Origin of the sequence: Porphyrobacter sp. AAP82, assembly GCF_000331285.1 — a bacterium.
In the GTDB taxonomy this organism is placed as follows: Bacteria; Pseudomonadota; Alphaproteobacteria; order Sphingomonadales; family Sphingomonadaceae; genus Erythrobacter.
In genome coordinates this window covers 1-895 of record NZ_ANFX01000048.1, presented here as the reverse complement: position 1 = coordinate 895, position 895 = coordinate 1, and the positions used below count along the sequence as shown (strand labels likewise).

1 protein-coding gene is annotated in these 895 nt (G+C 52.2%); it reads right to left on the bottom strand.

From position 1 onward, the window contains the following. Positions 1 to 105: 105 nt before the first annotated feature. On the bottom strand, positions 106 to 729 hold the full coding sequence (locus D620_RS16495) for a hypothetical protein (protein WP_155800183.1): 624 nt from the start codon (positions 727 to 729) through the stop codon (positions 106 to 108). Between the last annotated feature and the right edge of the window lie 166 nt (positions 730 to 895).

Genomic DNA, 895 nt, shown 5'->3' with positions numbered 1-895 from the left:
ACGTTCAGCATCTGGCAGGGCATTCCTCGCTTCAGACCACCCAGCGGTACATCGAAGGGGACAGCGGAGCGAGGAAGCGGGTGGTGGAGCTGGTTTAGGAGATTCTCAGGAGCATTTGTATCGTGGGCTGCCGTTTAGTAAAATTTTGCTTGGAGATGTTGTTTGTTGAATTTTCAAGTTTAAAGTCCAGCCCTCCCCTTCGCCAAACATTGAGAGTTCAACCAAGGTTCCACCTTCCTTTAACTCAGTTTTTATAACTTCGCCTTCACTTTCCCAGAATTTTATAGCATCTGAATAAATTTCCACTTTTGTGTCATCATACCTAGTGGCACACCGTGATGGGTCTTCCGTCCATCTTCCCCAATATTTGTTGGGGATGGTGTTAGGCAATGACCCGACGTTCGATGCGCTGCTTGCCTCCTGCGCTGCGGAAGCATTGCCTGCCTCTGAACTTTCTGACCCGCTCGACGCATTTAGTTTGAAAATCGTTGCGACGAGGACCACGGCAAAAATGACTGCTACGACAAAAGCTGCCCGTCGGGTGCCAGCCCGTGCAGCATTGCCAGCCCCATCCAGACCCGCCTGAACAAATCGATCCGCTTTGCCAGTGAGCCCTGGGTCTATTTTAGGGGCAGGATCGGTTATCGCCTTAGATTGATTCAGACAATCGGAACGGGCGCACCCCTGATCGGAAGCCACGATCTCGTTACAGGCTGAGCAGACTTTCATTGTTCCTCCGATACGAAAGCTGAAGCAAGCAACCCTTGGCATCTCGACTTCATCACCAATGCCGCTCGGAAAATCTCAACCGTGGGCAGGTCACTCCGAGACGTTCAGCATCTGGCAGGGCATTCCTCGCTTCAGACCACCCAGCGGTACATCGAAGGGGACAGCG